Below are 26614 nucleotides of genomic sequence, written 5' to 3' on the forward strand. Positions count from 1 at the left end.
AAAAGTTTTATGAAACACGTTTCATAAAACTTCCTCCAAACAGCCTAACAATGAGTTTTTGATAGGATTCTACCAACTATTTTTCAGTATTATGCCTTGTTTAAAGCATAAAAAACCTTCATTGCTGAAGGTTTTCGTTTATTTGTAAACTTCGATCTTATCGGTAAGTGTATTAATGAAATTCTGAAGAGGTTTTTCCACCATCATTTTGATAAACGGGTTGAATTTTCCTTCAAACAGCATCTGAACTTCGGTCTGGTTTTCGTTAAGAGGACTCAAAGCCGCTGTTAAAGAAAAATCTAAGCTTGAACTTGCAGACTTCAACACTGCTTTCTCATCTGTTACTTCATCAATTTTCAGAGCAATTTCCGGCATTCCCTGCAATCCGAATTTAAATCCATCTTCTCTCGTTTCAAATTTCTGAAGACCGTCCGGCATGAAATCTTTGTAATTTTCTGGCGATTTCAGGATTTCTACCAAGTCTTTAGATGATTTATTAACAATAATCTTTCGTCCTTCTAAATTCATTTTTTATTTTTGTATTTAAATTCTTAATTCTTACAAATATATGTATAAAGTTTTTGTGAACGAAAAAAAATTATTGTTGTCTAAGCAATCTGAAAACTTAGAAAAAACGCTTGGATACGAAAACGTCACAAGCCTGGAAATCGCGTTGGATCTTCTGGAAAATACATCGGTGAAAGAATTGAATGTTTTCGGCGAGAATATCGATGAAATATGGGCAGAATTTCAAAAGCTGTTCAGAATTATCGAAGCAGCGGGAGGAATTGTAAATAATCCTGAAGGTGAAATTCTTTTCATTAAAAGACTGGGAAAATGGGATCTTCCGAAAGGTAAAATGGAAAAAGGAGAATCGCGTGAAGAGTCTGCTGTACGCGAAATTGAAGAGGAAACCGGACTTGCCCATGTGGAACTGGTACAGTTTATCAACACGACCTATCACATTTATGTCGAAAGAAACGGCGATAAAGTTTTGAAATGTACACATTGGTTTGAAATGAATTTCAACGGAGAAGATACTTCAAAACCTCAGATTGAAGAAGGAATTACAGAAGTTGCATGGAAAAATACTGCACAAATTGAAAGCGAAGTTTCCCCGAGTACATTTAAAAATATTAAGTTAATTATTAACGAGTTCTGGGAGAAAAAGGCATAAACCATTTTTTTTCAATATTGTGAGCCCCATTAATTTTTAGTGGGTTATTAACGCTAGAATGCTTTCATGTATTTTTTCAAGCCAGTTTCCGCTATCAATCGAAGATTTTTAATCTTTATTTCTTCTCTTTACCTTTTATTAAACCTTAAAATATATTCTTTTCTACATCAGTAAATTTGTTTGAAAACAAGAATTTCTATTCATTTTTCTGCAATTTTCAAATAGTACCTCAAAAGTTCTTGTCTTAAAGTAAGTTCGATTTAATAAAATTGAAAATCAACTGATAATCTAGCTATTACACTTTATTAATTGCGTTTGGTTTCAGTTCGATGGTAATATTTCAAATCAAAATTGAGTTTAACCGAAATTTAATATGAGTTTTGGCTAAAGCCAATTGCTTTCTTAATTGTTAAAATGGAATAAAGCCCATTCTTATTGAATATTATTGTGTTGTTTTTACGTCGAACTTACTTCTATCTTACTATTTTTCATTAATAGCAAAAAAATCCAAAAAATGTAAAAAATTCTATATTTTGGAATTTTTAAAACAAGACATAATACATAAACTATTTAAAATCAATACTTTAAACAACAAAGCATACCTGTTGATTATTAGTTAATATCTAAATAATCATCAGATATGAAAAATTCATTTTTTATTTATTGTTTCTCAGGAGTACTGATCGTTTCATCGGAGAAAAATTAGTATCAGGATAATGTTAACTCGAAAAAAAATAATTATGAAAAAAACGTATTCCTTTGTTGTACTATTGTTTACAGTATTGTTTTTTAATGCTCAAAGTGGAAATATGGGTATAAATACACCTTCACCAACACACACTTTAGATATTAATGGTACGTTACGCGTTAGAAAAATCACCCAGACTGGTTCCTCTCAATCTGCAAAAGATTCCATTATGGTTTTTGATACAGATGGTGTAGTAAAATATGTATCGGCAAATTCTGTTGTTGCACAAGCTTCTGCAGGAAATGCTAAAATACTAACAAATAACACTTTATCCGGTAACGGAAGTACCGGAAACGAATTGAGAATTTCCCAGCAGGGAGCAACCACCGGACAAGTATTAACATGGAATGGCACAACCTGGATTCCTCAAGCCATTGCTCCTGCAAGTATCACCAATAGCATTTCCACCAGTGGAAATACTGTTACTTCAAATGTAAACGGAGTAATTTCAACCGCTCCTGTTGTTAATTCAAATACATTAAGTTTATCGGGTTCTGTCTTAACATCAAATGTAAATGGAGTTATTACAACACAAAATTTAAGTTCGTTACAAAATATAACTACCATCACGAATACACAAACTGCCGGAAAAACGATCGCGACTTACACTAATGAGAACAATGTGGTTACAGATATAAAAGAAACGATAACAAATCTTAATCAAAATGCGACAACAGGTGTTATCACTTATATAAAAGAAGATGCAACTACCGCTACGGCAAATGTGGTGAGTGCAAATGCCAATAATGTAATTTCTGTAGGAACAGATGGCGGAGCTTACAAAGAACTAAAGGTTTTTGATGCTTATGATACAGCCGCTTCACAAACTATTACCAATATTACTACAACTTTATCTTTAGGAACCGGAAGAACAAATATTGGAGGGATATTTACGTTGGCTTCCAATACAGTTACGGTATCAGAAGCAGGTGTTTATCGGGTTAATTATTCTGTAGGAACTACTATACCTGCAGGAAGTAATGAATTCTCCAGCAGATTTTGGCTGGAAAATGGCGGAACAGAAATCGTCAATTCAAATATCATTATTCATGCTTATAATGGATCTAATAATTGTTCCGGCAGAAACTTTATTATACAATTAGCTGCAGGAAGCGCTTTGAGAATAAGAATGCAGAGAGTTGATGCAACGAATATGCAAACGATACCCAGTTGCACAGCTCTAAACATAGAAAAACTCAATTAGCAGGTTTTTCAGTGAATATCGATCGTATTATAGATAGGTAAGCTATTTCTATTCTTCGGCTGGCTCAGAATGATCGTTAGATTAAACTTTGTTAATATTGCTATCAGATTCAGCCAGTCGAAGATACCATTTAATAAAAGAAATAAGTCAAAAATGATAAATCAATGTGAATTAAAATTTCTCCTGTACCAGATTAAATTAAGGGAGAAATCATTCTTACTACATATTTAAATAATTATTGGGAGTAAATACTAAATAAAATCAATCGCTTTCTCGAGTGAAATTCCTCTGGAAGCTTTTAACAAGATGTTTTCTGATTTTATTTTGTTTAAACCGAGATATTCTACTAACTCTGCTGTGTTTTCAAAAGATTTTGAAGAATTATTTACTGCTTTAAAATGTTTTCCAACGGTAATGATTTCGTTGAAACCCAAATCATGCGCTATTTTTAAAATATTTTGATGCTCTACCGTACTTTCTACTCCCAATTCCAACATATCGCCTATAATAATCGTTTTTGAACCTTCAAAGGTGATGAAATTGTGCAAAGAAGCAGTCATAGAACTAGGATTGGCATTATAGGTATCCAAAACCAGTGTTTTCCCTTCTTTTTTCACGATCTGGGAACGCATATTGGTGGGCGTATAATTTTCGATGGCATTTTTAATGTTCTCAAAATCAATTCCGAAGTGAAGACCTAAACTCGCCGCCGCACAAAGGTTGGTGAAATTATATTCTCCGGTAAGCTTTGAAACTGCTTTCTGATCTTTATATTTCAGACCCACAAAGTTTCCTTCTGAAAATAATTCAAACTGATAATCTGAATTTTCTCTTCCGAAAGTAATTTTTGGTACATAATTTTCAGTTTTTTCCACCTGAATCGGATCATTTTCGTTAACAATGATCGTCTTTTTATGATCTTTAAGATAATCGTACAGCTCAGATTTTCCTTTAATTACTCCTTCGTATCCTCCGAAACCTTCCAGATGTGCCTTCCCGAAATTGGTAATATATCCGAAATCCGGCTGGGAAATGGAGCTTAAAAGAGCAATTTCCTTCTGGTGATTTGCTCCCATTTCAATGACTGCTATTTCGTGTTCCGGCTTAATGGAAAGAAGGGTTAAAGGAACTCCGATGTGATTATTAAGATTTCCGGAAGTATACTGTACATTAAATTTTTCGGAAAGAACAGCATGAATGATTTCTTTTGTAGTGGTTTTCCCATTGCTTCCGGTTAAACCGATCACAGGAATCTGCAATTGTTTTCTGTGATAAATGGCAAGTTGCTGCAAAAACTCCAGTGTAGAATGAACGAAGAAAATATTTTTTTCTTTATTTTCAAATTCCTGCTGTTCAACAATCACGGCTAAAGCGCCATTTTCAACTGCCTGTTCAGCCAATGTTGCTGCATTGAAATTTTCTCCAGAAAAAGCAAAGAAAATATCATTCTTTCCGACTTTTCGGCTGTCGATGGTAGCTTTTTCGGATTGTAAAAATAAAGGGTAAAACTGTTCTATATTCATAGTTCAAAAATAAAAAAACCTTCCAGAATTCCGGAAGGTTTTTTGAAAATTATTTTGATAAATATTATCTTCTTGTTCTACCTTTTTCGTTGGCTCTCGCATCCTGAGCTACACGGAATCCAATCCATCCGTAAGCTTTATCCTGAGACTTGTATCTTCTTTGTCCCGGATCCAACCAGTATGCTGTATCCTGCCAAGAACCTCCTTTTACCACTCTTACGTCGTTAGTAATAGCAGAAGTTCTTTCTTTTCTGTCTTTTTGCAGTACTACTCTACCCTGAGCATCTACAATAAATCTCGATTTCGGAGAATTGTACATGTCGTATGAGGTAGCAGAATCTGATGCAGTTCTGTAATCTAAAGAAGACATTCTGTCACCATCTCTGTAGTTTCTGTAATCAGCAATTGTTTGTCTTTCATACTGACCCGGTAGGTTTCTGTATACCAATCTTCCGTCAGCTAAAGTATCATATTTAATGCTGCTTTCGTCTACCATTTTGTAAGTTCCGTCACCGTTTCTTACGATAGCCTGCGGCATGTTTCCTCTGTAATAGTTGAAGTCACTGAAATCTTCATCGATGATAGGTCTGTAAACATCCGCAGTCCATTCTGCAACGTTTCCGTACATTCCGTAGATTCCTAAATCGTTAGAAGGGAATTGTCTTACATCTGAAGTTCTTGCAGAACCGTCATTTTTCCAACCTGCGATACCAGAGTAATCTCCTGTTCCCATTTTGAAGTTTTCAAGGAACATTCCTTTTTCTCTTCCTTTAGTACCTCTCAGTTTTTCAATTTCAGGCTTTTTGCCCATATACTGATTGTACTCTCTGTTTTTAGCCATACCTAAAGCTGCGTATTCCCATTCAACTTCTGTAGGAAGTCTGAATTTTGTTACCATTGCAGCGTTCGGAGCTCTGTTTGCAGCCAATAATCTTTGGTTAGTCGTTTTCAGACCTGTTTTCTGCTGCATTCTTTTTTCATTGATGTAACCTTGCATTTCAGGATCATTCGATTTGAATTTATCCATGTTGAATGCAGTTCCACCCTGGTTATTAGATTCGTTAATGTACAAATCTTTTGCAATGATACCAGCTTGCATTAAAGCTTTCTCGTTCGCTCTGTCTGACAACCATTCGCAGTATCTGTTTGCCTGAGTCCACGATACTCCTACTACAGGATAGTAATCGAATTCAGGAGCACGGAAATACGTCTCGTTGTAGTCATTTCTAGATAATTTGTTGTCCCACAATAAGGTATCCGGCAACGCACCGTTGTAGATTTCCTTAAAGCTTGGATCGCTTGGTGGGAATACATACTTCAACCATGTAAGGTATTCGCGGTATTCGTAGTTAGTAATTTCAGTTTCCCCGATGAAGAATGAACTTACCTGCATTCTGCGAGGCGAGTTATTCCAATCGTGCATAACATCATCTTTCACTAATCCCATTGTAAAAGTTCCACCTTCTACATATACCATTCCCGGCCAACCTTTTTGTTTTTGTTGCTTTCCTGCAAAAAACCAACCTTGTTTCTCGTTTGGTTTCCAACCTGTTTTGCTGACAAATTTTTTAGTACCGCCGCCATTATTAGATCCTCCGCAACTGGTTAATGCAAGTGTAGAACTTAATGCTATTAATGAAAACAACTTTAGTTTTTTCATAGTCGATATAAATATTTTCAAAGTACAAAGAAAAAATAAATTATTCAATAAATCAAGTAAAGAGTTGATTTTTTTGAAAAACGTTAACAAATTAATTTTATTGTATCACAATTTAATTATAAAATTTTCATTTATTTTGTAATTCAGAAATTTCAATAGTAAACATGAAACAAAAAATTTCTCTTTTATTTTTATTAAGCTTTGTATCAACACTTTGGGCTCAAAGAATCACTATCGAATGGGATGGTGCTAAAATTCGAGACTTTGGTGAGACAAAACTCAATCTCCCAAATTTTAAAAATCAGGGATTTTCATTCAGCCAAAATAACATTTTTATAACAACTAAACAACAAGTTGGCGAAAACCAGTTAAAAGTTTCTAATCCTGTCTGGGAAAATGTTTCTGCAAAGGAATTATTTTCATTAAGTAAGGATCTTATTACGGATCAGGAGATCAAAGATGTGGTTTATTATAATGCCGACGGAGCAAGATATGCAAGCGCAAACGTATCTCTTTTCAAAAATGTAAAGGGACAGATCCAGAGGCTATCGTCTTTTGAACTTTCAGAAACTAATGTTTCCAACAGTTTTGGAAATACTTTAAAACTGGGGACTACAAACAATCCTTTATCAGCAGGAACTTTTTACAAAATAAGAGTAGACAAATCGGGTATATTTAAAATAACCCGACAGTTTTTGCAGGATAACGGCATCAACCCTTCTTCTGTAAATCCTAAAAATTTCAGAATTTACGGAAACGGCGGAATCATGCTTCCGGAAAACAATCAGGACGCAAGATACAGTGCGCTTCAGGAAAATGCGATTCAGGTAGTGGGAGAAGACGACGGTGTATGGAATGATAATGACTATGCTTTATTCTATGCACAGGGTCCGAACGGATACAATTTATATAATAACTCGAACGGAAACGGAGTTAAAAGAACAGAATCAAGAACATATCCGAGTGAAAACCTGAAAAATATTTATGAAGATTATTCCTATTACTTCATCAATTTCGATAAAGGTCCCGGAAAAAGAGTTCAGCCGGTAGATGTTAATTTACCTGCTACTCCGCTTATCACAAGATTTGATAATTATCAGGTAATTAATGTAGACCAGAAAAACCTGATGAGAGTGGGAAGAACATGGGTGGAAGATGCTCCTTTTGTAACAGACAAAACGATTACCTTTACGACTGCTTCTCCCCTTCAGACAGGCGATGAGGTTCGGTATAAAGCACAGGTAATTGGCTATAAGTCTCAAAAAAACAAATTGCTTTATAATATCAATAATCAAAATCCGATTCCTTTTACGGTTCCTACTCCGGATCTGAGCTCAACGTATGAATTTTATCCTATGAATTATTCGGGAGTTGTATCCGGTTTAAGCGGAACTCAGATTACCATTAACATGAAACCTGATATTACCCTGAATCCGAACGGAACTTTCTACCCGGATTATTTTGAGGTACAGTATAAAGATAATTTAAGCTTCAACGGTACTCAGATGAGTTTCCGTGATTTTTCTCTGGTTACCGGAAGCAATACCACTTATGGTTTCAGTCTTTCCAACGCTTCTGCGGCAGAGCAGATCTGGGACGTTACAGATATTACCAATGCCAACAGAAGAGTAAATAAAGCCGCAGGAAGTGCATCATTTAACTTTGCTTACACGGCATCAAATCTGAACTTCAATAATGAATTTGTAGCTTTCAGAGCGGATGCGGCATTCAGTCCTTCATTTGTTGGAAGAATCAACAACCAGAACATTTCAGCGTTACAAAATGTAGATTATTTAATTATCACGACTCCTGAAATGCTGGGACAGGCACAAAGAATTGCCAACTATCACCAGACCAAAAACAATTATAATGTACAGGTGGTAGATACGGAAAAAATCTATAATGAATTCGGAAGCGGCAGTAGAGATCTTACGGCGATCAGAGATTTTGTAACGAAGCTAAATACTCCACTTGGAACATTGAAATATGTATTTATTTTGGGAGATACCTCATTTGATTATAAGAACAGAATCCCGGGTAATAACAATATCGTATCCAGCTATCAGAGTGAAATTTCTCAGGACGTGATAAGATCATTCGTTACTGATGATTATATTGTGATGACGAAACCACAGACTGTAAGCTACATCGATTTTAATCTTCCGGATCTTCCTGTGGGCAGAATTCCGGCTGCCAATGCGACGGAAGCTTCCAATATGATTGATAAGACTCTAGCTTATTATAACAGTTTATCCGGTCAGTCTACGCCTTTCGGGGAATGGAAAATGAAGCTGGATTTTGTTGTGGATGATGATAACGACGGAGGTGCACCTTTCCATACTGTAATGAACAATTCTCTGGCAACGGTTTTTGAACAAAACAATACGACTCTTAAAGAGTATAACGTAAGAAAACTTTACCTTGATGCTTTTCAGGCGCAAAGTACAGCGGGAGGACAAAGATATCCTCAGGTAAACCAGGCAATCTCCAATGATATCGGAAACAGCCTTTATCTTTTCTATTTCGGACACGGAGGAATCAACGGATGGGCGCAGGAAAGAGTTTTAACATTATCTGAAATTCAGAATGCGAATAACTTCTCTAATGTGTACAGCAGATTTCCGTTTGTATCTACAATTACCTGCGAGTTCACGCTTTGGGATGATCCTGACGTTTCTTCCGCAGGAGAACAGTTTATGAAACTTAAACAGGGAGGTCCAGCAACAATGATTACTTCTAGCCGTGCAATCGACGTAGGTTATGGGGTAGATTTCACCAACCTTTTCACGCAAAATATCTTTAAACTTACCAACGATGATTTCGATACTTTAGGATATGCCCATCTGAATGCAAAAAAACAGAGAGGAGCCTCTTCAGAACATTTAAAGGTTAATTTCTTAGGAGATCCTGCGATGAAACTGACCAGACCGAAAAGATTATTGGTTATTGATAATATTGAAACTCCGGTTCCGGGGTTGATCAGAGGTCTTGATTTTGTGAAAGTAAAAGGACACATCAATAATCCGAACGGAACGGTAAATACAACGTTTAACGGAAGAGTGGTCATTAATATTTTTGATAAAAGATTAAACAAAACCACTTTGAATAACGACGGAGGATTAACGCCGGTTCTTCAGTACACCGAGGAAGGAAGTGCGATCGTAAAAGCTTCCGGAACCGCTGTAAACGGAGTTTTCACTGTAGAATTTTATGTTCCGAAAGACATCAATTACGCAGTGGGAACAGGCAGAATTTTAGGATATGCAGATAATAAATCTTCTGATGTATTCAACAACCAGCCGGTTCAGGTGGGAGATATCAATCCGAACGGAATTAATGATAACGAACCGCCAAAAGTAAAATTGTATATGAACAATACCAACTTCGCAGACGGCGGTATCACAGACCAGAATCCGATGTTACTGGCGTGTGTTACAGACGATACAGGAATTAATTCTACAGGTTCTGGTATTGGTCATGATATTACAGTATATTTGGACGGACAAATTATCAATACAATTGTACTGAATGATTTTTATGCTTCAGGGGAAGGAAACGGATGTTTAAGCCCGAGTTTGGCAGATTATCAGAAAGGAAATGTAACGTATCCTTTTAGAAATCTTGCGGTGGGACAACATCAGTTAACATTTAAAGTTTGGGACATAAACAATAATTCTACAACTGCTACGTTAAATTTTGAAGTTAAGGATGAAGCAGATCAGCATTTGGTAATCAACCGACCTCTGAACTGGCCGAATCCGTTTACGAACAAAACGTATGTTCAGTTTGAGCATAATTGCGACGATATTCTGGATGTAAACGTTCAGATTTATACAATTACAGGAAAATTGGTAAGAACTTTATCACAGCCTGTAGTTGCAGAACCCTTCCTACAGGGCTTTAGAACGCCGCGTCAGGCAATAGAATGGGACGGAAGAGACGATTTTGGGGCAACAGTAGCAAAAGGTACGTATATTTTTAAGATATTTGCAAAAAGTCAAAATCAAGAAAAATGCAAAGGAAGTGCTACAGCTGTAGAAAAAATGGTACTTTTGAAATAAATTTAAAACGATAACAGTAATAATATTAACAAAAAACTGATAATATATAAAAGACAACATATGAATTTAACTACTAAACTGCTTTTAGGAATTGGGTTAAGTGCTGGTTTTTTAGGCTATTCTCAAGATTTAAGTCTAGTAAGACCTGTATTAACCGGAGCTCCTTTCTTAAGAATCGCACCAGATGCAAGAGCTGGAGGTATGGGAGATCAGGGTGTGGTAACCTCTCCGGATGCTTTTTCACAATTCTGGAATGCAGCGAAATATCCTTTCAGCAGATCGAGTTCTTCCGTCGGGCTAAACTATACGCCTTACATGGGAAAACTTACCAATGATGTGTTTTTATTATACGGAGCCTTCCACAAATTCTTAGGGCAGGAAGAAAGATCTACCATCTCTGCAAGTATTTATTACTTCAATATGGGAGAAGTAGACCTTACTCAGTTAGTAGGAAACGAAGTAACTTCAATGGGAACCTCAAAACCAAACGAATTTTCCATCGACGTAGCTTATGGTCTTAAACTATCCGATTCATATTCAATGGCGGTTACCGGGAGATACATCCGTTCAGACTTAGCCGGAGGATTCAACACAGATACAACGCTTAAACCGGCAAACTCTTTTGCAGTAGATGTTTCAGGATACTATACATCTCCAAGATTCTCGAGTTTAGGAGGAATGGACGGAAAAATCAACGCCGGTTTTGCTGTTCAGAACTTAGGTCCGAAACTGGATTACACAGGAAACGAAGATTCCAGATCTTACCTTCCTACTATGGCTAGATTAGGACTTGGTTACGATATGTATCTTGATGATATGAACAGAGTGGGCTTAAGTTTTGAAGGTTCAAAAATCCTGGTTCCAGGTTCAGAATATGTAGGAATTGACCCGAATACAAGACAGCCGATCTATCAGGTTCCGAACGTTGGTGTAATGGCAGGAATCGGAAAATCTTTCAAAAACAAAAATTCCATCATGTATAGTGGTGCATTAGAATATTCTTATGACAATGCATTCTCTGTAAGAACAGGGTATTTCCACGAAAGTGAAGAACAGGGAGCGAGACAGTTTGCAACTGCGGGTATCGGATTAAAATACCGTTCTTTCGGTCTGGACGTTTCTTACCTCATCAATATGTCTAAAATTAATACGGCTTTGGATAACACCCTTCGTTTCGGACTTACATGGAACATCGGTGATGAAACCTCAAACGTAGACAATTAAAATCTGAAACATACCATACAAAAGTCTCATAATTTATGGGACTTTTTTGTTTTTAGAACTCTACTTCTTTTTCAGGAGCTTTTTCGTGCTATCCGCTTACTCCTCGCTCCTGCGCCCGCCAATCTCAATCCCTCACCTTTCCCATTTCTGCTGTGGGGTAACCGCTGCTATCACGGCTAGGTTTTTGTATGTGATTTCAATATTTCGGAATAATTACAAGCCCATACTATAATACACATTGGATATATAAAGACCACCCCGTCAAAAAATTCTTACGAATTTTTGCCACCCCTCCAAAGGAGGGGAATCACAAAGCTCCTATCTATGAAAAATTCACATTTAACTGGTGAAGTAAAATTGACGATTCACATCTTGAGATTTTTCAAAAATTTAATAATTACCGCATAAAGTAAAGCGCACAATTCACATTTAACTCTTAATTTTGTAGCATGAACTACTCTGCAGAACTCAAAAAATTCGTAACCAGTCAATATGTATATTCTGCAATCAGAATTACACTGGCTACCGTTCTGCCCTGTCTCGTTCTCGCCCACTTCGGGATTCTGAAAGAATATTTCCTATTTCCGCTCGGAACCAGCTTTGTTGCTTTAACAGATCAGCCGGGACCTTTCATTAGAAGAAGAAATGCATTAACATTTGCCATATTCTGCTTCGTATTCGTTGCGACGGTTGCAAGCCTTGTGATGAACTTTAAAATTCTGGTTTTCGCAGAAATTATAGTTTTTGGAATGTTCTTTTCCCTGATCGGAGTTTACGGACAGAGATTAGCTGCCGTTGGTTCTTTATCATTGGTTGTTCTTGCGATTTTCATCGACGGACATTTAACCGGAAGCAATATTTTCAAAAGTTTACTGATTTTTGCTTCCGGATGTACTTGGTTTTTATTGATATTTCTTGTCGTAACGACCATTCAGCCTTACAAACTGGCAAGCCAGATGATTGGAGAAAATTACCTTCAGTTAGCCGAATTTTTAAAAATCAAAGCCAATTATTATCAGAAAAATCCGGATTTTGATAAACTGACCACACAGGTTATTGCCAAACAGATCGGGATCAAGAACCTTCAGGAAGAAACCAGAGAAACGGTTTTCAAGACGAGAACCATCGTAAACGAATCTACTACAACAAGCCGTTTGCTGATGCTGATGTTTCTGAATTCTATGGATCTTCATGAAAAACTGATGACTTCAGAAAGTGATTATCAGAAACTGCAGCAGATTTTTGACGATACCACTATTCTTGTGGATATTCATGATTATCTTAATCTGCTTGCCGAAGAAATTACCAACATCGGAATCGCCCTGCAAATCGGGACAAGAGCAAAACCAATGTTCGATCTCGATACGGAGCTGAGTAATTTAAATCATAATTATTTCGATCTCAGAAACAAAAAAATATCTCCCGAAAATTTCGAAAACTTCATGGTGCTGCGCCAGATTCTGATGCGCATTAATGAAATCACCAAAGAAATTGATGAGATTTATAAAGTTTTCTCCCAGAATGTAAAGCTTGCAAAAAGTCTTTCCACTGGTCTGGATCTTAAAAAATTCATGCCCAATGAGGAAAAACTGAATTTCAGAGTTTTAAGAAACAATATTTCACTTTCGTCATCTCATTTCAGACATGCTTTGAGAATTACGATTGCGTTATTATTGGGATATCTATTTTCATTATTCCAGTTTTTAGGAATCGGACACACCTATTGGATTTTAATTACCATTGTTGCGATCTTAAAACCCGCCTACTCCATTACCAAACAGAGAAATCTGCTCCGTTTGTACGGAACTGTTGCCGGAGCTGTAATTGCCTATGGAATTCTGCATTTCATCCACATTAACGAAGTTTTATTTACTATTCTTTTATTAAGCATGATTATGTGTTTCAGCTTTCTGAAGGGAAAATATTTCTGGGCAGTTCTGTTTATGACGATTTATATTTTTCTGAGCTTTAATTTTTTAAGTCCCGGAAAAGTCAACATCATTTTTAAAGACAGAATTGTAGATACCATTATTGCAGCCATAATTACTTCTCTGGTTGCCTACATCGTTCTTCCGGTTTGGGAGCATACCCAAAATCTGGATCTGATGAAGAAATCTGCGGAAGCCAATCTCAGTTATTTCCAAAGTGTAATTTCCAAGTTTCTGGAAGAAAAATATGATCTTGAAGATTATAAAGTAAAACGTAAAAACGCTATTATTTCGTTGGCAAATCTTTCTGACAATTTTCAGAGAATGATTTCCGATCCTAAAAATCAGCAGAAAAAACTGGAAGTAGTGCATCAGTTTGTAGCGACTTCACACCTTATCACTGCCTATACCGCTTCCCTTTCCCAATATGTAAAGGATGATGAAAAGTATCCTGAAATTGACGCCGAAAGCTGGAGCAGAAAAATAGAAGCCGAAATGCAGAAGGTTTCAATTCTTTTACATGGAGATACCATAACGGAAGAATTAAAAAAAGAAAGCCGCATAGAACCTGAAGATTCCTCTTTGGAAGATTTAATTTTAAAGCGAAAAACCGAGCTTACTGAAAACGAAGCCTATGATTTGAGAGATCCTAACAAAATTTCGCATTTAACGGAGCTAAAAAATATTCACGATGTTCTGGAACTGATCTTTGACGTTGCCAAAGAACAGCGAAAAGTGATTGAAAAATACCGGAATGAAACGGACTCTGTTGAGAAGCGCGATCCTATTCTTCAACAATCGTAAAGCAGTAATCATCAAAAAATTCTACCCTTGCTTTGAATTCATCTGAAATTTTATCATCATGAACCCTGCATTTGATGTGATGAAGATATTTCAGTTCAAAAGGCTTCACTTCATAATGCTTTTTCAGCGACCAGTGTTTGGAATGATGAATTTTATACATGCTTTCTTTAACGCTCCAGATAATCGTGTAAAAAGTCACTTCATTGTCTGATGGAATAAACCCGCGTTCATTTTCGTAGGTGAATTTATCAATGACTCTTAAAATTTTAGGATTAAATTTTTCAATATCTATTCCTATTTTACTCTTCGAAATGGCAATAGCTGCAAAAGGAAATGAATGCGTAATGGATATTTCCGCATCTTTCGGAGATAAAAATGGTTCTCTTTCTTTATATAAAATCTTGGAATCAGGTTTTAGGCTTTTTAATAATTTACGCACCATTAAAACCTCCAGTAATTTTTTGGGATGATAATCTTTTACTTTATCGGCATTTTCGGGTTCCAAAAGTTCATGAATATCCAGTGTTTCATCTTCATCATATTTCCATACGAGAATTGTAGCATTATCATCAGAAAAATCGCGGTAAAGTGGCATGTATTGAATTATTTTGCTAAAATAACAATTTTCTTGTGAATCGTATTTTGAATTCAGAAGTATTCAAAATTATTAAATTCAGATTTATATTATCTATTATCTTAAATGTTGTTATCTAAAATGCAATAAAAATCGTTATAATATGCTTAATATCATATAATTCTTGACAGAAGTATGTTTTTTTATCTAAATTATTAATTGTAATTTTGCACATTATCAATTGAATTAAAACTTATTCATTCATATGAGTACTACAACACAATACATGCCTTATAAAGTTAAGGACATCTCCCTTGCAGAATGGGGAAGAAAAGAAATTACCCTTGCTGAAGCGGAAATGCCTGGTTTGATGGCAATTCGTGAAGAATACGGACCGTCTCAACCGTTAAAAGGTGCAAGAATCGCAGGATGTCTTCACATGACTATCCAGACTGCTGTACTTATCGAGACATTGGTAGCTTTAGGTGCTGAAGTTACATGGTCTTCTTGTAATATTTTCTCTACACAGGATCACGCTGCTGCTGCAATTGCTGCTGCAGGAATTCCGGTTTATGCGTGGAAAGGAATGAACGCGGAGGAATTTGACTGGTGTATAGAGCAGACTATTTTCTTTGGTGAAGACAGAAAACCGTTGAACATGATCCTGGATGATGGTGGAGATTTAACTAACATGGTTTTTGATAAGTTCCCTGAACTTACTGCAGAAATTAAAGGTCTTTCTGAAGAAACAACAACAGGTGTTCACAGATTGTACGAAAGAATGAAGAACGGAACTTTGGTAATGCCTGCCATCAACGTAAACGATTCTGTAACGAAATCTAAATTCGACAACAAGTACGGATGTAAAGAATCTGCAGTAGATGCTGTAAGAAGAGCTACAGACATTATGTTGGCAGGAAAAAGAGTGGTAGTTTGCGGATACGGAGATGTAGGTAAAGGTACTGCTGCTTCTTTCAGAGGAGCTGGTTCTATCGTTACGGTTACCGAAATAGATCCAATTTGTGCGCTTCAGGCTGCAATGGACGGTTACGAAGTAAAAAGATTGGATACTGTAGTGGATAACGCAGATATCATCATTACAACAACAGGTAACTTCAACATTGTAAGAGGAGAACATTTCCTTAAAATGAAAGATAAAGCGATCGTTTGTAACATCGGACACTTCGATAACGAAATCGATATGGCTTGGTTAAACGACAACTACGGTCACACAAAATCTGAAGTAAAACCTCAGGTTGATATCTATACTGTAGAAGGTAAAGAAGTGATTATTCTTGCGGAAGGTAGATTAGTAAACTTAGGATGTGCTACAGGACACCCAAGTTTTGTAATGTCTAACTCTTTCTCTAACCAGACTTTGGCTCAGATTGAACTTTGGAACAATTCTGAAGCTTATGGAAACGAAGTATATATGTTGCCTAAACATCTGGATGAAAAAGTAGCGGCTCTTCACCTTAAGAAATTAAGCGTTGAACTAGAAACTCTTTCTCCTGAGCAGGCTGAATATATCGGGGTGGATGTGAAAGGACCATTCAAACCTGAATATTACAGATACTAATAAGCATATTTGCTTTTATATATTGAAACTCTCCCCAAAAAGGAGAGTTTTTTGTTTTCATTAGTTTCCAGTGGCGGCTTCGCCGCCACTGGAAACTAATGAAAACGCAACAAATAATTTCTTTTTCATTTATATAATTTAAAATTTTAAACAATAAAAATTTAGAATTTCAGTTATTGTTCACATTTAATTTAAATTAATATCTTTGAAACCTTTAACAAAAACATTAAACATGAAAAAGCAAAATGTATCAACTGCATTTGTCGCGGCATCCTGGATCGCTTTAGGAGCCGGAATGATTGGTTTTATCGTAGGTTTAGCGAGAGCGGAAATGCAGCTTAATGAGAAAGGATATTATTTCACCATTCTTCTGTATGGATTATTCGCAGTGGTTTCTTTGCAGAAAGCAGTACGCGACAGGCTGGAAAACATCAAAGTAACTGACATCTATTATGGAATCTGCTGGTTTGCGACCCTTTCCTCCATCGTATTACTGGCAATCGGATTATGGAATGCGACAATTCTTCCAAGTGAAAAAGGGTTTTACGGATTTGCCTTTTTACTGGCACTTTTCGGAGCCATTGCCGTGCAGAAAAATACCAGAGACAATATGCTTCAGGAATAAAAAAAGATTAGACTCTCCAAATTCGGAGAGTTTTTATTTTAATGGAACTCGAAAAAAATCCTGATGAAACAAGCTGTAGCGGAATAACTAACTAAATTTCAGGAGTAGTGATAAAGACTCAGGCTCACGAAGTTCGTGAGCCTGAGTCTTTATCCTGTATTAAATTATTTATCAAAATGATTCGGATGTTTATCTTTAATATCATCCACCGTTCCCAGAACTTTATCTTTTAAAGATTCCTGATATTTCTGAAGGCTTTCAGCAACAGTATCGTCTGAGCTTCCAATGATTTTTGCAGCTAAAATTCCCGCATTCAAAGCACCGTTCAAAGCAACTGTAGCTACAGGAATTCCGCCCGGCATCTGAAGAATGGATAATACAGAATCCCAACCATCAATAGAGTTGCTCGATAAAATCGGAACTCCGATCACAGGTAAAGTTGTGCAGCTTGCTACCATTCCCGGAAGATGGGCTGCTCCTCCCGCTCCGGCAACAATTACTTTCAAGCCTCTTTCTTTAGCTGTTTTTGCATAATCAAACATTCTTTCCGGTGTTCTGTGGGCAGAAACTACCGTCAGTTCATAAGGTATGTCTAAAGATTTTAAAAAATTCGCTGCCTGTTCCATGATCGGTAAGTCGCTCTGACTTCCCATTATTATTCCTACCATTTTTTCAATTTATTAGATGCTCAAAGATAAAAAATTAAAAAACCTCATGCAAAAAGGCGTAAAAGTTGTTGGGCAAAAGGAATGAAGCTTCAGAAAGCTTTTGGATAAACTTTTAATTGAATATATTTGCCGCTAAGACCACCATTTTGAAAGATTTTAAGCTTACTCTTGCCATTCTCACCGTTGCTGTTGTCTGGGGAACCACATTTTTATCAATTCGTGTTGCTGTTGAAACCATTCCGGCTTGGTTTGTTGCGGGAATCCGTCAGTTTTTAGCAGCAGTTATCATGCTTTTAATTTTACTGTACAGAAAACAGTTTCAGTGGATCGGCTGGAAAAATCTGGGGTATCAGCTTATTTTTTCTTCATTGATGCTGATTATGGCAAACGGACTGACAACCGTTGCTGAAGAGACTTTAACCAGCAGTTTAACTTCATTAATCAGTGCCACTTCACCCATCGTCGTATTTTTAGGAAGTGTGGCAATCGGCTTGCAGAAATTCACCGTTCGTGCAATGTTGGGGCTTTTCATGTGTTTTGGAGGCATTTTATTCATCTTCTGGGACGGTATTAACGATTTAGCCAATCCGGATTACAGATTTGGGATTCTCCTTTTACTCTTTGCCATTGCAGGATGGGCTTCAGGAACGATTTTCACTAAAAAAATGAATATTCAGAGTAAAAATATTTCGCTGAATCTTTTTTATCAGTTTGCTTTTGCAGGGATCATTCAGATTATCTTTGCTTTACTTTTCAGCGAAAATTATAACTTCGAAAACTGGTCTGTAAAAAGTATTTCCGCAATGCTTTATCTTTCGCTTTTTGGCTCCGTTGCAGCTTTTTTTGCTTATCATTATGCTTTAACCAAGGTTTCTCCGGTTCAGGTTTCTATTCTGGCATATATCAATACCATTATTTCCATTTTCTTAAGCTGGCTGATCCTTAATGAAGAAATTTCAGCTAAATTTATCATTGCAGCAATATTGATCATTTTGGGTGTTTTTGTTATTAATTACAACAGAGAAATGTTCAAAAAACAACGAATTGAATAAAAATTGATTAAAAAATCTGCCATTAAGATAAAAATCAAGACTTTTAACTTTCCGTTTTTTTTCCTATATTGTTTTCACCAAGTTATTCAATATGATAAAAAACGCCCTATTTGCAGTTTCTGCTATATCAATCCTTTTAACGAGCTGCGACAACAGAAAAAAGGAAAATGACCTTACTTTAAGAGAGCAGCAATTACTGGAAAAAGAAAAATCATTCGCCCAGAAAGAATCTGAATATCAGTCTCTTTTAAAAATGAGAGACAGTATTTTTGCCAAAAAAGATTCTGTAAAAATTGTAGTCTGGCCTGCTGAAATTGCCGGATCCTGGACGGGAAAAGTGATCTGTACAGAGTCCAACTGCAGCGATTACGTAGTCGGCGATCAACGTACCGATACCTGGGAATTCGACAGCGATTCTATTCAGTTGGTTACTAAGATCATTAACAACAATAATCTGGTAAGGCTTTACTCCGGAAAATTTGAAAATAACGAGGCAAAGCTTACTTTTAAAACAGATTCCACATCGAAAAAACAGGTCGAAATGAATGTGCTTCTCAATGATTTTTCAGCCAATAAAATAAGAGGTACAAGAACCATCGCAGTAGACAATAACTGTATGGCAAAATTCTCCGTAGAACTAATCCGTTCCACCAAATAAACACATAATGACTTTACTGAGCATACACAACCTGAGTCTTCCCATCGAAGACCCGGTACTTAAATTTCTTCTGGTTTTAATTATTATTCTTGCCGCACCATTGCTTTTAAATAAAATAAAAGTTCCGCATCTGTTGGGATTGATTATCGCAGGAGCAGTAATCGGTCCGAATGGCTTCAATGTTCTTGCAAGAGACAGCAGCATTGTGGTAACAGGAACCACAGGATTGCTCTACATCATGTTTCTTGCAGGACTGGAAATAGACATGGGTGATTTTAAGAAAAATAAATGGAAAAGTCTCACCTTCGGAATTTACACATTCACCGTGCCTTTTGTTTTAGGATATTTCGGAGCCTATTATATTCTGCATTTTTCTGTCCTTACCTCTGTTCTTTTTGCCAGTTTATTCTCGTCACACACCTTAATTGCCTATCCTTTGATAAGCAAGTTGGGAATTGCCAAAAACCCGGCAGTAAATATTACCGTGGGCGGAACGATGATTACGGATATTCTTGCGCTTTTGGTTCTTGCCGTAATTGTGGGAATGTCGCAGGGTGATGTCGGTACAGAATTCTGGGTGAAACTTTCAGTCTCATTCGTTGTATTCGCACTGATTGTTTTGCTGATTTTTCCCATGATCGGACGATGGTTTTTCAAAAAAGTAGATGATAAAATTTCGCAGTATATTTTTGTTTTGGTGATGATTTATCTCGCCGCTTTACTGGCAGAATTGGCAGGAGTAGAAGCCATTATCGGAGCCTTCTTCGCTGGATTGGCTTTAAACAGGCTGATTCCTCACACCTCATCGCTGATGAACCGTGTAGAATTTGTCGGGAATGCGATTTTCATTCCTTTTTTCCTGATCAGTGTAGGAATGCTGATTGATTTTAAAGTCTTTTTTAAAAGCTGGGAAACACTGGAAGTCGCCGGAATTATGCTTGTAGCTTCGATTGGCGGAAAATATCTTTCGGCGGTAGCTACACAGAAAACATTCAGGCTTACCAAAGAAGAAGGAAAGCTGATTTTCGGGCTGAGTTCCGCTTCGGCAGCGGCAACGCTGGCTTCAGTAATGGTAGGTTACAATATTATCCTTTCGGAAACGGAAACGGGAGAACCGATCAGATTATTAAATGAGCACGTTCTGAACGGAAGTATTCTGCTGATTCTGATTTCATGTACGATATCATCATTTGTTTCGATGGCAAGTGCACAGAAAATTGCAGAACAGGATAATGAAGATACGGTTTCCGGAAATACGCATGAAGAGGAAAATATTCTTTTAGCTTTAAATTATGAAGCCACCGTCGAAAGAATGGTGAATCTGGGAATTTTAATTAAAGCCCATTCTAACACAGAAAATATATTCGCGCTGAACGTCATTAACGAAGATAAAAACGAATCTTCCGTAAAGAATGCCGAAAAACTGCTGCACAGCGCTACAGATACTGCTGCTGCTGCGGATGTAAAGATTCAGCCACTGAAAAGATACGACAATGATGTCATCAATGGAGTGAATAACGTTATTAAAGAGCAGAATATCACCGATATCATCATCGGACTGGAAGATGAAAAAGGCTTTTCCCCTTCTTTTGTGTATAATCTTTACAACGGCTATCTTCAGAACGACCACGTTAATGTTTTGGTGTATCACGCTGCACAGCCTTTGTCGACCATCAAAAAATATGCGGTGATGATTCCCGAAAATGCCCATAAAGAAGCAGGTTTCTTTCATGCGCTTTTAAGGGTTTGGAATATTGCCAGAAACTCCGGTGCGACGATTGTTTTTTATGCTTCGGAAACTATTTTAGACATTCTTCAGAAAATTATTAAAAAAGCTAATATTGAAGCTGAATTTATCATTATGAATTCATGGAAAGACGGCGAAAAAACCGCAGCGGAACTTAAAGAAGATGAAGCTTTAATTGTTTTTATGGCAAAAAGAGGCATGAAGTCCTACATTCCGCAGATGAGGCTGATTCCGGAACTTTTAAACAGAAACCTTCGCGACAATAATTATTTGCTGGTTTTCCCGTTCTCCGAATTTGATGAAAATGATGTGGAAAAACGTTCCGTAGGAAATCATGATGATTTTATGGAAATCGGAAATGTGATTAAGAAGATTTTTAAGTAAGAATTGTATATTATATTCAAATAATATTTATATTTCACTTATTAAAAACTAATTACCAAATCATGAATGAAACAGAAAGAATCAACGAAGATTTAAGGCAATATAAATTGTTTAAAATCCAGAGAGTAAATACGCATGAACAAAAATTCAAAGAGTTAAAGAATGATTTTGTAATAATTCAAAAAAATGAAATTTTGAATTATTTGATCGCTTTTCTTAATATGGCTGTTATAGTTCTATCACTATACAATCTCTTCAAGTTATTCACCGTAAGTAATTATTTTGATAGTAATTCGGAACTCGTTATTTTTAATATTTTTTCGATATTAATATTTTCTTTATTCTTAACGTATAAATTTTGGAATTTTAATCTTAAACTTAAAAAATATATCAAAACAGCAGAGAACGCACAAAGTTATTTTCAAAACGAAAGTGAAAATTTGAGAAGTAATTATGAAAATTATGTTGATCATTATTTAAATGATATTAAAAGAAAATAAAGACATTAATTTTAGAAATAGTTCAAGTAAATGAAATTTACCTATATAATCTGTTTTATACTATTCTTTGGAACATATGAATAAAATTATGCCTGTTATTGTAATTATAAAGGAGATTTCTTAAAATGTCTTTAAATTCAAAATTAATCACTGTAGTTAAAGTAAAAAAGTTTATTACCTTCAAAGATATTTATGATGAGCAGGTTCCAATGTCTATGGAAGTTGAAGTTATTGAAGTTGTAAAAGGAAAAGAATCCAGAAAGACATTTATCATTTGGGGAGATAATGGAAATCTCTATAGACCTTATCTTTCTTCATTTCAACTAGGTAAATACTACATCATGAGTCTTAATGCTGCGAGTGACGGAAGTAAGAATAACTATTTTCACATCAAAGAAAGACCAAAAGATTATTATATTTCAGCTTGCGGATGTTATTGGCTTACATTTAATAAAGATTCAAAAACAGTTTATGGAGATATTTCAAAAAAGAAAAAAGAAATGAAGCTTCCAGAGTTAAAAAATAAAATTAAAAACTAAAAAAGACTGCCTTCTCAAGCAGTCTTTTTCAATGATGTAAATAGTAAAATTATTCAGAAATAACTCTTACCATTCCTTTCACCATCACCAGTTTTTCCATCAGTTCTTCTCTGGATTCTGCCAGAACATTGATGTGCCCCATTTTTCTTCCCGGTTTGGTTTCTGTTTTTCCATACAGGTGAACGTAGGTTTCAGGAAGTCTTAAAACATCTTCCATTCCTTCATAAACTACTTTTCCGGAAAAGCCTTCTGCGCCTACTAAATTCAGCATTCCGCTGTAGATAATGGCATCCGTATCTGCCAGAGGTAAATTCTTCACCACGCGGTACATCTGCTCAAACTGTGAATTCGCATTTCCTTCCTGACTCTGATGTCCTGAATTGTGAAGTCTCGGAGCCGTTTCGTTTACCCAGACTTTTCCTTCTTTATCTAAAAACAGTTCGATGGCGAAAAGTCCCGAAGAATGAATCGCATTGAGAAATTTTTCTGTGATCGAATTGATCTGCTCTTCAATTTCTTCGGTTAAAAAAACCGGACAAATGTTGAAATCCAGCAGATTAAGCTTCGGATCGGCAACCATTTCCGTTACAGGAAAGGTTTTTGTTTCTCCGTTTTCATTTCTGGCAACAATTACAGAAAGTTCTTTATCAATATCCACTAATTTTTCGATCACAGAATCCTGTATCCAGAGATTTTTCATGTCTTCATGGGTGCGGATTACCTGAACCCCTTTTCCGTCGTAACCTCCTGTGTTCATTTTCTGTACAAACGGCAGAGGCATTTTAATTTCATCGGAACTTCCATCCATTACTTCAAATTCAGGACTTGGAATATCGTGTTGTGCATAAAACTGTTTCTGAAGAATTTTCTGCTGAATCGTTTTAATGATTTTAGAATTCGGAACGACTTTTATCCCCTGATTTTCAAGTTCGGCAAGAGCATCCGCATTTACATGCTCGATTTCGATGGTTACCACATCTTTATTTTTACCGAAATTCAGAACGGTTTCATAATCGTTGAAATTTCCCTGTGTAAAGTAGGAAATATTATGACAGGGTGCGTCTGAAGCAGGATCCAGCGTATAAAATTCATCATCGTATTTCAATGCTTCCTGAATCAGCATTCGTCCGAGCTGTCCTCCTCCTAAAATTCCAATTTTCATTTTTTACTTTTATTTTCTGTTAGATTTAATATAGTTTAAAATTTAACGCTAAGCTCGCTAAGACTTTTTGAAAAATTCACTCATTATTTTTCGCTCGCAAAGGCGTTTCACTCAGCTATGAGCATTATGTTTTATTGAATTTTATCAATTTTCAGATATCCCAGTTCCACTACGTTTTCCTGATTTTCAGCATTGGATTTTATTAATGTAATAGAATATTTTTCTTTCATTTTTTCAGGAAGAATATCATTTACCTTGAAAATATCATCAATGTCTACACCGTGTTTATCATCAATATGGCTTTCCGCTCCTTTAAATCCCATGGTTTTATAAAATTCTGTGGCTTTTGCTCTTTTTGTAACTTCCGCCATCGAATTTCCAACCATTAAATGCTGTTCATGAAATTCTTCAAAAAAACCTCTTTTATATCCTCCAAGGTTAATAAAATAAAGCTGTTCTTCCGATGTTTTCTCTCCTCTTTCTGTAATTTTCACTTCATAACCATCGATAAAACGCACTTCCTGATAACAGTCGATGTGGATTTTGGCATCCTTCCAGAACTCTTTCATATCCGGAACCAGATCTTTCAGACTTTCGGCGATTCCGAAGAAAACATCGTGCTGCTCTATATTTCGTCCTTCCGGGGTGGCTCCGAGGATGATATAAAATAATTTCATATAAAATTCTGTTTGTGCAAAAATACGTCAAATTTATCTTTTTTAAACGTTTGGCAGACTAACGCAATAGTTTTATATTTGTAACATGTCAGAAATCATCATTCTCTTTCTTGGAGCCATTTCGGCAGGACTTCTGGGTTCTTTGACCGGATTGGGAGGAGGAGTTATCATTATTCCTTTATTAACGCTGGGTTTCGGCGTTCCTATGCATTACGCCATCGGTGCTTCTCTTATCTCTGTTATCGGAACTTCTTCCGGTGCGGCGGTAGCTTTTGTAAAAGAAGGCTTTACCAATATGAGAGTCGGGATGTTTTTAGAAATAGCCACTACTTCGGGCGCCATCGTGGGAGCTTTGGTTTCCGGAATGTTAAATCCGAATACGATCGGAATTATTTTCGCGAGTATTCTTCTTTTAACGGTTATTTTAAATTTAAAAGGAAAACCGGATCATCAGGAACCTATTATTAAAGGAAGTCTGGAAGAAAAATTAAAATTGTTCGGAACTTTTCCTGATAAAGGGGTGGTGAAAAGCTACTCTGCAAGAAATACAGTTCCCGGATTTCTGATGATGATGTTCGCAGGAGCCATGTCTGGATTGCTGGGAATCGGTTCCGGTGCGCTGAAAGTTCTGGCAATGGATAATATGATGAAACTGCCTTTTAAAGTTTCTACGACGACGAGTAATTTTATGATCGGGGTAACAGCGGTTGCGAGTGCGCTGATCTATTTTCAGAGAGGTGAAATTATTCCGGTTATTGCAGCTCCGGTTCTTATTGGGGTTGTGGTAGGAAGTTTTATCGGATCTAAAACGCTGATGGTTTCCAAGACCAAAAAATTAAAGACATTCTTTGCCATTGTCATCACAATTCTTTCGGTTTACATGATGTACAACGGTATCAATAAAAGCTTCAGATAATGAGAAAGAATTTCACGGATGTAGATCTGAACCGTTCGGTAGGAAATTTGCTGAGACTGGGAGTTATCCTTTCTGTTGCAACATCATTAATCGGCTTTATCAAACTTTTCACGGAAGGATTTAAAATGCCTAAAAAATATACTTCTCTGGATATGGGCGAATCTTCGGAAAAAGTGTGGGGACACTTCTGGAATTCGCTTTGTAAAGGAGAAGGAATGGCGATTATCCAGTTGGGAATTCTTCTTTTGGTGTTCACTCCGTTAATGAGAATTATTTTCGCATTGATTGGTTACCTAAAAGAAAAAGACTACATCTACGTAGTCATTTCTTCCATCGTTCTTGCGATTATGGCAATCAGTTTCTTTACGGGGTATGCGCATTAATTAATTCTATAAAAATTATATTTGTTTACTTGATTGGATGAAAAAAAGCTGTTTACTAATAAAGATTTTTCTTATCGCTTTTTCTTTTACCATTATTTTTTCAATCATAATTTTTCAGATTTTTTATCGATGTTTAGACAAATACAATGACACAAGGCTTGATCCCCTTCGAATGCCTGAAATAAAAATTGATACTGCTAAAAAATATGATTATGTTCTCATCGGAGATTCTCATGTACAATATTGGTCAACAGGCAATAACAGTTTAAATCTTGGAATGACGGGACAGACTTCGGAGCAGATAAAACTAAAATATCTATTATTAAAAGATGAAATAAAATCAGGAAAAAAATTGATTATTTCCGTTGGTGCAAATGATGTTAAAAGTATTGCTACCAATCCTGGAAATAAAGAAGAAATTATAAAAAAGTGTGTCGAAAATCTTCAGCTTATTATTTCAGAAAATAAAAATAAATTTGACAGAATATATGTAATCACTATCCCGCCTGATTTTCAAGTTTCATTTCCTTATAACTTTATCAATTACGAAGATACATTTACTTCAAAGTTAAAAATTAATGAAGAAATAAGAAAAACAGCACTGAAAAACAAAATAGGATTAATAGATACCTACGAAATATTTAAAAATAAAACAGGCAATGAATATTCCATTGATGGAGTTCATATGAATGTCATAGCATATAAAATTCTGAATGAGAAAATTAGGTAATGTACTGAAAAATAGTTGGTGAAATTCAGGATATATTTTAATAAATTATGCACGTTAATCCGAAGAGGACAAAAGCACTGGTGGAGATCAA

The 26614-nt window shown here is 36.1% G+C and carries 22 protein-coding genes; 15 read left to right on the forward strand and 7 right to left on the reverse strand.

The genetic code is table 11. The features are described from left to right. Positions 1 to 138 precede the first annotated feature (138 nt). The gene (locus DD829_RS13235; protein WP_076394730.1) at positions 139 to 528 is read right to left on the reverse strand and encodes an orotate phosphoribosyltransferase; all 390 of its coding nucleotides are present in this window, start codon (positions 526 to 528) and stop codon (positions 139 to 141) included. 40 nt (positions 529 to 568) lie between these two features. On the opposite strand from DD829_RS13235, the gene DD829_RS13240 reads away from it, so the two are divergent. Together DD829_RS13240 and DD829_RS13245 are read left to right on the forward strand one after the other, a co-directional pair. Continuing rightward, positions 569 to 1177, forward strand: a complete 609-nt coding sequence (locus tag DD829_RS13240; RefSeq protein ID WP_076394728.1) for an NUDIX hydrolase — start codon at positions 569 to 571, stop codon at positions 1175 to 1177. 740 nt (positions 1178 to 1917) lie between these two features. Next, positions 1918 to 3129, forward strand: a complete 1212-nt coding sequence (locus DD829_RS13245; RefSeq protein WP_123906861.1) for a hypothetical protein — start codon at positions 1918 to 1920, stop codon at positions 3127 to 3129. Between the two features lie 251 nt (positions 3130 to 3380). Here the strand turns inward: DD829_RS13245 and DD829_RS13250 are convergent, their stop codons facing one another. Together DD829_RS13250 and gldJ are read right to left on the reverse strand one after the other, a co-directional pair. After that, entirely contained in the window at positions 3381 to 4652 is a 1272-nt protein-coding gene (locus DD829_RS13250) for a UDP-N-acetylmuramoyl-tripeptide--D-alanyl-D-alanine ligase (RefSeq protein ID WP_116547828.1), read from the reverse strand. A 64-nt stretch (positions 4653 to 4716) separates the two neighbouring features. Further along, positions 4717 to 6312, reverse strand: coding sequence for a gliding motility lipoprotein GldJ (gene gldJ, locus DD829_RS13255; protein ID WP_087711389.1), 1596 nt, complete (start codon positions 6310 to 6312; stop codon positions 4717 to 4719). Positions 6313 to 6476: 164 nt separating this feature from the next. Between gldJ and porU the strand changes: the two genes are divergently transcribed. From porU to DD829_RS13270, 3 genes are all read left to right on the forward strand, one after another. Then, positions 6477 to 10373, forward strand: a complete 3897-nt coding sequence (porU, locus tag DD829_RS13260; RefSeq protein WP_116547829.1) for a type IX secretion system sortase PorU — start codon at positions 6477 to 6479, stop codon at positions 10371 to 10373. A gap of 60 nt (positions 10374 to 10433) precedes the next feature. Next, on the forward strand, positions 10434 to 11597 hold the full coding sequence (gene porV / locus DD829_RS13265; protein WP_108410671.1) for a type IX secretion system outer membrane channel protein PorV: 1164 nt from the start codon (positions 10434 to 10436) through the stop codon (positions 11595 to 11597). Between the two features lie 449 nt (positions 11598 to 12046). Further along, positions 12047 to 14329: an FUSC family protein gene (locus DD829_RS13270; protein ID WP_108410670.1), complete on the forward strand. Its 2283-nt coding sequence runs from the start codon at positions 12047 to 12049 to the stop codon at positions 14327 to 14329. On the opposite strand, the gene DD829_RS13275 is transcribed toward DD829_RS13270, so the two are convergent. Then, the gene (locus DD829_RS13275) at positions 14310 to 14924 is read right to left on the reverse strand and encodes a 4'-phosphopantetheinyl transferase family protein (protein WP_108410669.1); all 615 of its coding nucleotides are present in this window, start codon (positions 14922 to 14924) and stop codon (positions 14310 to 14312) included. The two genes, DD829_RS13270 and DD829_RS13275, sit on opposite strands and share 20 nt — an antisense overlap. Before the next feature lie 244 nt (positions 14925 to 15168). On the opposite strand from DD829_RS13275, the gene ahcY reads away from it, so the two are divergent. Beyond that, positions 15169 to 16482, forward strand: coding sequence for an adenosylhomocysteinase (ahcY, locus tag DD829_RS13280; RefSeq protein ID WP_108411292.1), 1314 nt, complete (start codon positions 15169 to 15171; stop codon positions 16480 to 16482). A gap of 232 nt (positions 16483 to 16714) precedes the next feature. Beyond that, the gene (yiaA, locus tag DD829_RS13285; protein ID WP_072952793.1) at positions 16715 to 17107 is read left to right on the forward strand and encodes an inner membrane protein YiaA; all 393 of its coding nucleotides are present in this window, start codon (positions 16715 to 16717) and stop codon (positions 17105 to 17107) included. Positions 17108 to 17271: 164 nt separating this feature from the next. On the opposite strand, the gene purE is transcribed toward yiaA, so the two are convergent. After that, positions 17272 to 17775: a 5-(carboxyamino)imidazole ribonucleotide mutase gene (purE, locus tag DD829_RS13290; protein WP_108409700.1), complete on the reverse strand. Its 504-nt coding sequence runs from the start codon at positions 17773 to 17775 to the stop codon at positions 17272 to 17274. Positions 17776 to 17921: 146 nt separating this feature from the next. Here purE and DD829_RS13295 point away from each other — a divergent pair, with 146 nt between their 5' ends. The 5 genes from DD829_RS13295 to DD829_RS13315 all read left to right on the forward strand — a co-directional run bounded on the left by DD829_RS13295 (position 17922) and on the right by DD829_RS13315 (position 22655). Next, entirely contained in the window at positions 17922 to 18827 is a 906-nt protein-coding gene (locus DD829_RS13295; protein ID WP_108409701.1) for a DMT family transporter, read from the forward strand. A gap of 91 nt (positions 18828 to 18918) precedes the next feature. Continuing rightward, on the forward strand, positions 18919 to 19485 hold the full coding sequence (locus DD829_RS13300; RefSeq protein WP_108409702.1) for a hypothetical protein: 567 nt from the start codon (positions 18919 to 18921) through the stop codon (positions 19483 to 19485). Positions 19486 to 19492: 7 nt separating this feature from the next. Continuing rightward, on the forward strand, positions 19493 to 21616 hold the full coding sequence (locus DD829_RS13305; protein ID WP_108409703.1) for a cation:proton antiporter: 2124 nt from the start codon (positions 19493 to 19495) through the stop codon (positions 21614 to 21616). A 62-nt stretch (positions 21617 to 21678) separates the two neighbouring features. Beyond that, on the forward strand, positions 21679 to 22116 hold the full coding sequence (locus DD829_RS13310; RefSeq protein ID WP_116547830.1) for a hypothetical protein: 438 nt from the start codon (positions 21679 to 21681) through the stop codon (positions 22114 to 22116). 125 nt (positions 22117 to 22241) lie between these two features. Further along, complete coding sequence (locus tag DD829_RS13315) at positions 22242 to 22655, forward strand: hypothetical protein (RefSeq protein WP_116547831.1); 414 nt, start codon at positions 22242 to 22244, stop codon at positions 22653 to 22655. 49 nt (positions 22656 to 22704) lie between these two features. On the opposite strand, the gene DD829_RS13320 is transcribed toward DD829_RS13315, so the two are convergent. Then, positions 22705 to 23817 (reverse strand): 5-(carboxyamino)imidazole ribonucleotide synthase, encoded by a 1113-nt coding sequence (locus DD829_RS13320; RefSeq protein WP_108411611.1) that lies wholly within the window; start codon positions 23815 to 23817, stop codon positions 22705 to 22707. A gap of 131 nt (positions 23818 to 23948) precedes the next feature. Continuing rightward, entirely contained in the window at positions 23949 to 24494 is a 546-nt protein-coding gene (locus DD829_RS13325) for a DUF1543 domain-containing protein (protein WP_108411610.1), read from the reverse strand. A gap of 85 nt (positions 24495 to 24579) precedes the next feature. Between DD829_RS13325 and DD829_RS13330 the strand changes: the two genes are divergently transcribed. From DD829_RS13330 to DD829_RS13340, 3 genes are all read left to right on the forward strand, one after another. Beyond that, a complete protein-coding gene (locus DD829_RS13330) occupies positions 24580 to 25410 on the forward strand; it encodes a sulfite exporter TauE/SafE family protein (protein ID WP_076396750.1) in 831 nt (276 codons plus the stop codon). Further along, entirely contained in the window at positions 25410 to 25793 is a 384-nt protein-coding gene (locus DD829_RS13335; RefSeq protein WP_076396752.1) for a DUF1634 domain-containing protein, read from the forward strand. Before DD829_RS13330 ends, DD829_RS13335 begins: the two co-directional genes overlap by 1 nt. A gap of 172 nt (positions 25794 to 25965) precedes the next feature. Further along, positions 25966 to 26523 carry an SGNH/GDSL hydrolase family protein gene (locus DD829_RS13340; RefSeq protein ID WP_165814862.1) on the forward strand — a complete coding sequence of 186 codons (558 nt, stop codon included), beginning with the start codon at positions 25966 to 25968 and terminating at the stop codon, positions 26521 to 26523. Positions 26524 to 26614 lie beyond the last annotated feature (91 nt).

The sequence above is a fragment of the Chryseobacterium sp. HMWF035 genome, from assembly GCF_003094695.1.
Lineage (GTDB): Bacteria > Bacteroidota > Bacteroidia > Flavobacteriales > Weeksellaceae > Chryseobacterium > Chryseobacterium gambrini.

What these genes read in the sequence shown, in the direction of transcription:
- DD829_RS13235 (WP_076394730.1), bottom strand. Translation starts at nt 528, where the DNA reads ATGAATTTAGAAGGACGAAAGATTATTGTTAATAAATCATCTAAAGAC.
- DD829_RS13240 (WP_076394728.1), top strand. Translation starts at nt 569, where the DNA reads ATGTATAAAGTTTTTGTGAACGAAAAAAAATTATTGTTGTCTAAGCAA.
- DD829_RS13245 (WP_123906861.1), top strand. Translation starts at nt 1,918, where the DNA reads ATGAAAAAAACGTATTCCTTTGTTGTACTATTGTTTACAGTATTGTTT.
- DD829_RS13250 (WP_116547828.1), bottom strand. Translation starts at nt 4,652, where the DNA reads ATGAATATAGAACAGTTTTACCCTTTATTTTTACAATCCGAAAAAGCT.
- gldJ (WP_087711389.1), bottom strand. Translation starts at nt 6,312, where the DNA reads ATGAAAAAACTAAAGTTGTTTTCATTAATAGCATTAAGTTCTACACTT.
- porU (WP_116547829.1), top strand. Translation starts at nt 6,477, where the DNA reads ATGAAACAAAAAATTTCTCTTTTATTTTTATTAAGCTTTGTATCAACA.
- porV (WP_108410671.1), top strand. Translation starts at nt 10,434, where the DNA reads ATGAATTTAACTACTAAACTGCTTTTAGGAATTGGGTTAAGTGCTGGT.
- DD829_RS13270 (WP_108410670.1), top strand. Translation starts at nt 12,047, where the DNA reads ATGAACTACTCTGCAGAACTCAAAAAATTCGTAACCAGTCAATATGTA.
- DD829_RS13275 (WP_108410669.1), bottom strand. Translation starts at nt 14,924, where the DNA reads ATGCCACTTTACCGCGATTTTTCTGATGATAATGCTACAATTCTCGTA.
- ahcY (WP_108411292.1), top strand. Translation starts at nt 15,169, where the DNA reads ATGAGTACTACAACACAATACATGCCTTATAAAGTTAAGGACATCTCC.
- yiaA (WP_072952793.1), top strand. Translation starts at nt 16,715, where the DNA reads ATGAAAAAGCAAAATGTATCAACTGCATTTGTCGCGGCATCCTGGATC.
- purE (WP_108409700.1), bottom strand. Translation starts at nt 17,775, where the DNA reads ATGGTAGGAATAATAATGGGAAGTCAGAGCGACTTACCGATCATGGAA.
- DD829_RS13300 (WP_108409702.1), top strand. Translation starts at nt 18,919, where the DNA reads ATGATAAAAAACGCCCTATTTGCAGTTTCTGCTATATCAATCCTTTTA.
- DD829_RS13305 (WP_108409703.1), top strand. Translation starts at nt 19,493, where the DNA reads ATGACTTTACTGAGCATACACAACCTGAGTCTTCCCATCGAAGACCCG.
- DD829_RS13310 (WP_116547830.1), top strand. Translation starts at nt 21,679, where the DNA reads ATGAATGAAACAGAAAGAATCAACGAAGATTTAAGGCAATATAAATTG.
- DD829_RS13315 (WP_116547831.1), top strand. Translation starts at nt 22,242, where the DNA reads ATGTCTTTAAATTCAAAATTAATCACTGTAGTTAAAGTAAAAAAGTTT.
- DD829_RS13320 (WP_108411611.1), bottom strand. Translation starts at nt 23,817, where the DNA reads ATGAAAATTGGAATTTTAGGAGGAGGACAGCTCGGACGAATGCTGATT.
- DD829_RS13325 (WP_108411610.1), bottom strand. Translation starts at nt 24,494, where the DNA reads ATGAAATTATTTTATATCATCCTCGGAGCCACCCCGGAAGGACGAAAT.
- DD829_RS13330 (WP_076396750.1), top strand. Translation starts at nt 24,580, where the DNA reads ATGTCAGAAATCATCATTCTCTTTCTTGGAGCCATTTCGGCAGGACTT.
- DD829_RS13335 (WP_076396752.1), top strand. Translation starts at nt 25,410, where the DNA reads ATGAGAAAGAATTTCACGGATGTAGATCTGAACCGTTCGGTAGGAAAT.
- DD829_RS13340 (WP_165814862.1), top strand. Translation starts at nt 25,966, where the DNA reads ATGCCTGAAATAAAAATTGATACTGCTAAAAAATATGATTATGTTCTC.